Origin of the sequence: Kitasatospora sp. NPDC059571 (assembly GCF_042735675.1) — a bacterium.
In the GTDB taxonomy this organism is placed as follows: Bacteria; Actinomycetota; Actinomycetes; order Streptomycetales; family Streptomycetaceae; genus Kitasatospora.
Map to the genome: position 1 here is coordinate 1 of NZ_JBHWBW010000527.1, position 5,253 is coordinate 5,253.

Below are 5,253 nucleotides of genomic sequence, written 5' to 3' on the forward strand. Positions count from 1 at the left end.
GTGCGGGCCGGCCGCCGTGACCGACGCGGGGTCAGTTGTCCTTGATCTCGCAGAGCGCGGCACCGGAGCTGACGCTCGCGCCGACCTCGGCCTTGAGGCCGACGATCGTGCCGGCCTTGTGCGCGTTGAGCGGCTGCTCCATCTTCATCGCCTCCAGGACGACGATCAGCTCGCCCTCGGCGACGACCTGGCCCTCCTCGACGGCGACCTTGACGATGGTGCCCTGCATCGGCGAGGCGAGGGTGTCGCCGCTGACCGCGGAGCCGGCCTTCTTGGCGCCGACCCGGCGCTTGGCGACCTTGGTGCTCCCCACCGCCGGGGCGCTCGCGACGCCCAGCGAGGAGGGCAGCGAGACCTCGATCCGCTTGCCGCCGACCTCGACGACCACGGTCTCGCGGCCCTCGGCCTCGTCGCCGTCACCGCCCGCGCCGGCGAACGGCGCGATGGTGTTCTGGAACTCGGTCTCGATCCAGCGGGTGTAGACCGTGAACGGCTCGTCGCTGCCGTGCACCTCGGGCGCGAACGCCGGGTCGGTCACCACCGCGCGGTGGAACGGGATGGCGGTGGCCATGCCCTCGACGGTGAACTCGGCCAGCGCACGGGAGGCGCGCTGGAGCGCCTGCTGCCGGGTGGCGCCGGTGACGATCAGCTTGGCGAGCAGCGAGTCCCACGCCGGGCCGATGACCGAGCCGGTCTCCACGCCCGCGTCCAGCCGGACGCCGGGTCCGGACGGCGGCGCGAAGAGCGTCACCGTGCCGGGGGCGGGCAGGAAGTTGCGGCCCGGGTCCTCGCCGTTGATCCGGAACTCGATCGAGTGACCGCGGATCTCCGGGTCGTCGTAGCCGAGCTCCTCGCCGTCGGCGATCCGGAACATCTCGCGGACCAGGTCGATGCCGGTGACCTCCTCGGAGACCGGGTGCTCGACCTGCAGGCGGGTGTTGACCTCCAGGAAGGAGATCAGACCGTCCTGGGAGACCAGGAACTCGCAGGTGCCGGCGCCGACGTAGCCCGCCTCGCGGAGGATGGCCTTGGAGGCGCGGTACAGCTCGGCGTTCTGCTCGGCGGTCAGGAACGGCGCGGGCGCCTCCTCGACCAGCTTCTGGTGCCGGCGCTGCAGCGAGCAGTCACGGGTGGAGACGATCACCACGTTGCCGTGCTGGTCGGCCAGGCACTGGGTCTCCACGTGCCGCGGCTTGTCGAGGTACTGCTCGACGAAGCACTCGCCGCGACCGAAGGCGGCGACCGCCTCGCGGACCGCCGACTCGTACAGCTCGGGGATCTCCTCCAGCGTGCGGGCGACCTTGAGGCCGCGGCCGCCGCCGCCGTACGCCGCCTTGATGGCGACCGGGAGGCCGTGCTCGGTGGCGAACGCGACGACCTCGTCGGCGCCGGAGACGGGCTCCGGGGTGCCGGCGACCAGCGGCGCGCCGGCGCGCTGGGCGACGTGCCGGGCGGTGACCTTGTCACCGAGGTCGCGGATGGCCTGCGGCGGCGGGCCGATCCAGATCAGGCCCGCGTCGATGACGGCCTGGGCGAATTCGGCATTCTCCGAGAGGAAGCCGTAGCCCGGGTGCACCGCGTCCGCGCCGGAGTCGGCGGCGGCCTTGAGCACCTTGGCGATGTCCAGGTAGCTGGTGGCGGGGGTGTCGCCGCCGAGCGCGTAGGCCTCGTCGGCCGCGCGGACGTGCAGCGCGTCCCGGTCCGGCTCGGCGTACACGGCGACGCTGGCGATACCGGAGTCCCGGCAGGCCCGGGCGACACGGACGGCGATTTCTCCGCGGTTGGCGATGAGCACCTTGCGCACTGTGGCTCCCTTCTTGAACCTCGTTGAGTCTAGGGATCCAAGGCCGGTACCGGCGAGTAGTCCCTGGTGGTGAGCTAGCCCACACGGAGCGTCACCCGTTTTCGTGATCATTCGGACACGCTCCGGCAGTCCTGCTGGTAGGAACGCTACGCGCAGCGGTCGCCCTGGGCTCGCGGCTGCCTCGCGCCGCGCGGTGGCCGCCGTGGCCTTCGCCACACCGGGTGACCGGTGCCGGACCGCCGGGCGGCGGTCAGGCCGTTGCCGCTGCCTCCGCCGCCGCCGGAGCGGGGCGCGCGGTGGCCGCGGCGGTCACGTCCGCCGCCTGCTCGACGACGTCCGGACCGTACGCGTCCGGGTTGACCACCCGGAGCACGACGGCGAACGTGCCGTCCGTCCCGTGCTTGCGTGCCAGTGTGCGGTGGTGCGCCGCCAGGTAGCGGACCGCCGCGTGGTTGGAGGTGGCGGTCTGACCCGATATCAGGAAGACCGGCCGGTCGCCCGATCCGGCGTGCACCCTGGCCAGCAGGACGTGGGCCGGGGCGCCGTCCGGCACCGGATAGCTGAGCGGGTACACCTTGTCGCCCGCGCCGATCGTCAGATCGCCGTCAGCGCCGGCAGCCGAGAAGCCCGGCAGCCAGGAGGCCAGGTGAGCGGCCGTCCGGTTGTTGGCGGTCGGTCCGCCGAGGCAGAACTCCGCCTTGCCGCCGAGCCCTTGGCGCACCTGGTCGTGCGCCACGATCTCGGCCCGCGCCCCGCACTCGCGCACCAGGGCGGCGAGCTCCATCATCGCGTACGCGTCGTCGCGCGCCACGGCGGTGGAGGCTCCCGGGCCGCCCTTGCGCGGCACCACCAGCAGGCACTCGGTGCCCTCCGGCAGGCCGAAGAAGCGCCGCGTGCGCTCCAGCCGGCGCCGGCGGCGCAGGTTCTGCGCCAGCCAGCCGAGGCCCGCGCTGATGGCGGACGCCACCAGTCCGAGCACCACGTTCAGGACGCTGTCGGTCATCCCCCGCTCCTTCCGGCCGACGGCTGCGCCAGCCTACCGGGGACCCTACGAGGCCGGGTCGGCCCACCGCGACAGTTGTGGGGCCCCGGTTCTGTCCGATCCAGCACCCCATCGGGCGGAGCGGCCCGTTCCGCTTGCCCGCCTGATGGTATGGACCATTGACGGCCCCGGTCGCCCGCCCTAGCGTGACGCCGCGTCGGGCGGCCGCCGGCCGCCCCGGGTTCCACGGGAGTTGATGTCATGCGGAGAACCACGGCGGGTCGGCTGGCGGTCGCAGCGGCCGTCGTCGCGGTGCTGGCCGGCTGCGACGGCAGCCGCGCCGCCGCCCCCGCCGCCGCGAGCAGCCCGCCGACATACGGCTGCCTCACGGCGGAGCAGGCCGCCAAGGGCTCGGTGACCGTCGAGGGCCTGGCCTCGTTGGAGGCCTACTACCGCGACTCCGACGCCGGCGGCGCCAAGATCGCCGTGGTCTTCTCGCACCAGAACGGCGGCAGCCTCTGCGACTGGATCCCCTACCTGGACTCCTTCACCCGGGCCGGGTACGCGGTGCTGCCGTTCAACGCCAACGGCACGGTCTCGGACGGCATCGAGGAGGCCGCGGGCTACCTGAAGGGCAAGGGGGTGGCCAAGGTCGTGCTGGTCGGCGCGTCCAAGGGCGGCACCGGCTCGCTGGTGGCCGGCGCACTGCCGGACCTCGCACTGCCGCCGGCCGCGGTGGTGTCGCTCAGCGCCCCGGAGTCCTTCAGCGGCGACAACGCCGGCACGGCCGTCAAGCGGCTCACCGCACCGGTCCTGTTCGCCGCGGAGGAGCGCGACCAGCCCTTCGCGGACAGCGCCCGCAGCCTGCACGCCGCGGCGGCCGCAGCCGACAAGCAGCTGAAGATCTACCCGGGCGGCAACCACGGCGCGACGCTGCTCTCCGACGGCGCCCTGCCCGACGTGCTGGCCTTCCTGGCCCGCTGGGCGCCGCCGCGCGGCTGAGCGGGCGCGGCCGGCGGCCGGCGCGGGGTCAGGCCCAGAGGTCGGTGATCCGCACGCCGAGGTCGGCGAGCAGGCTGCGCAGCAGCGGCAGCGAGAGGCCGATGACGTTCCCCGGGTCGCCGTCGATGCCGTCCACGAACGGCGCCGACCGCCCGTCCAGGGTGAACGCGCCGGCCACGTGCAGCGGCTCGCCCGAGGCGATGTACGCGGCGACCTCGGCGTCGTCCGGGGTGCCGAAGCGGACGGTGGTCGAGGCGGTCGCGGAGGCCTCCCGGCCGGTCGCGGTGTCGATCACGCAGTGGCCGGTGCGCAGCACGCCCGCCCGGCCGCGCATCGACCGCCAGCGCTCCAGCGCCTCCGCGGCGTCGGCGGGCTTGCCGAGCGCCAGGCCGTCGAGCTCCAGCACGGAGTCGCAGCCGATCACCAGCTCGCCGTCGGCGAGCAGGCCGGCGACCGCGCGGGCCTTCGCCTCGGCCAGCACCAGGGCCAGCTCGGCGGGGGAGTCGGCGGTCAGCGCGTCCTCGTCGACGCCGCTGACCCGGACCTTCGGGTCGAGGCCGGCCTGGCGGAGCAGCCCGAGGCGGGCCGGGGACGCGGAGGCGAGGACGAGGGTGCGGCGGTCGCTCATGGCGACAGCTTAGGGCGTGTCAGCGCACCAGCAGGACGGCGGCCAGGACGGCGAGGACCGCCAGCAGCGGGCCGGCGCGGCGCAGCATCCGCTGCACCCGCCGGGCTTCGGGGGAGGGTCCGTCGCCGGGGTCTGACCAGAGCACCTCACAAGCCTGCGCCGGGCGCTCGCGGGACGCCTGAGTATCCGTACTCAAACCCCTCGGGTCCCCGGACGCACCTCTTGACGGCGCACCGGCCCGCCCGTGCAATGGGTGGGCGTGTTGTCGAGTCCATGACCTGAGCGGGCGGGCGCGGACGGCGGACACCACCGGTCGGGGCAACCGATTTCCCCCACACGTTCCTACCGAGGAGAACCCCCATGACCCGTACCGACACCGGCTTAGCCGCCGCGGGCCCCTACGCGGTGGCCCTGTTCCGCATCGTCGCCGGCCTGCTCTTCCTCGGGCACGGCGCCGCCTCGCTGTTCGGCGTACCGGCCTCCGGCCGCGGGGCCGCGACGGTCGAGGCGTGGTCCTGGCCCGGCTGGTACGCCGCGGTCATCCAGCTGGTCGGCGGCGCCCTGGTGCTGCTCGGCCTGGCCACCCGGGCGGCGGCGCTGATCTGCTCCGGCTCGATGGCCTACGCGTACTTCTCGGTCCACCAGGAGCACGCCCTGTGGCCGATGCAGAACGGCGGGGAGCCGGCCGCGCTGTTCTGCTGGGCGTTCCTGCTGATCGCCGTGGTGGGCCCGGGCACCGCCGCCGTCGACGGCCTGCTGCGCCGCAGGCCCGCCACCGGCTGATCCCGCCCCGCCCGGACGCACGGCGTCCCGGCACCGCGGGTGCGGTGCCGAGGA

6 protein-coding genes are annotated in these 5,253 nt (G+C 74.4%); 2 read left to right on the forward strand and 4 right to left on the reverse strand.

Annotation, left to right across the window (positions count from 1 at the left end):
* Nucleotides 1-31 precede the first annotated feature (31 nt).
* On the reverse strand, nt 32-1,804 hold the full coding sequence (locus tag ACFV0G_RS34700) for an acetyl/propionyl/methylcrotonyl-CoA carboxylase subunit alpha (protein WP_380556572.1): 1,773 nt from the start codon (nt 1,802-1,804) through the stop codon (nt 32-34).
* A 250-nt stretch (nt 1,805-2,054) separates the two neighbouring features.
* The gene (locus ACFV0G_RS34705) at nt 2,055-2,807 is read right to left on the reverse strand and encodes a hypothetical protein (RefSeq protein ID WP_380556574.1); all 753 of its coding nucleotides are present in this window, start codon (nt 2,805-2,807) and stop codon (nt 2,055-2,057) included.
* A gap of 240 nt (nt 2,808-3,047) precedes the next feature.
* On the opposite strand from ACFV0G_RS34705, the gene ACFV0G_RS34710 reads away from it, so the two are divergent.
* A complete protein-coding gene (locus ACFV0G_RS34710) occupies nt 3,048-3,788 on the forward strand; it encodes an alpha/beta hydrolase family protein (protein ID WP_380556576.1) in 741 nt (246 codons plus the stop codon).
* Nucleotides 3,789-3,816: 28 nt separating this feature from the next.
* Here the strand turns inward: ACFV0G_RS34710 and ACFV0G_RS34715 are convergent, their stop codons facing one another.
* Together ACFV0G_RS34715 and mmpB are read right to left on the reverse strand one after the other, a co-directional pair.
* Nucleotides 3,817-4,416 (reverse strand): nucleoside triphosphate pyrophosphatase, encoded by a 600-nt coding sequence (locus ACFV0G_RS34715; RefSeq protein WP_380556578.1) that lies wholly within the window; start codon nt 4,414-4,416, stop codon nt 3,817-3,819.
* A gap of 19 nt (nt 4,417-4,435) precedes the next feature.
* Nucleotides 4,436-4,561 carry a morphogenic membrane protein MmpB gene (gene mmpB / locus ACFV0G_RS34720; RefSeq protein ID WP_380556580.1) on the reverse strand — a complete coding sequence of 42 codons (126 nt, stop codon included), beginning with the start codon at nt 4,559-4,561 and terminating at the stop codon, nt 4,436-4,438.
* A gap of 215 nt (nt 4,562-4,776) precedes the next feature.
* On the opposite strand from mmpB, the gene ACFV0G_RS34725 reads away from it, so the two are divergent.
* Nucleotides 4,777-5,199, forward strand: coding sequence for a DoxX family protein (locus tag ACFV0G_RS34725; RefSeq protein WP_380556582.1), 423 nt, complete (start codon nt 4,777-4,779; stop codon nt 5,197-5,199).
* Nucleotides 5,200-5,253: the final 54 nt, after the last annotated feature.

Coding starts and splice junctions, on each gene's coding strand:
- ACFV0G_RS34710 (WP_380556576.1), top strand. CDS start 3,048: ATGCGGAGAACCACGGCGGGTCGGCTGGCGGTCGCAGCGGCCGTCGTC.
- ACFV0G_RS34705 (WP_380556574.1), bottom strand. CDS start 2,807: ATGACCGACAGCGTCCTGAACGTGGTGCTCGGACTGGTGGCGTCCGCC.
- ACFV0G_RS34725 (WP_380556582.1), top strand. CDS start 4,777: ATGACCCGTACCGACACCGGCTTAGCCGCCGCGGGCCCCTACGCGGTG.
- ACFV0G_RS34715 (WP_380556578.1), bottom strand. CDS start 4,416: ATGAGCGACCGCCGCACCCTCGTCCTCGCCTCCGCGTCCCCGGCCCGC.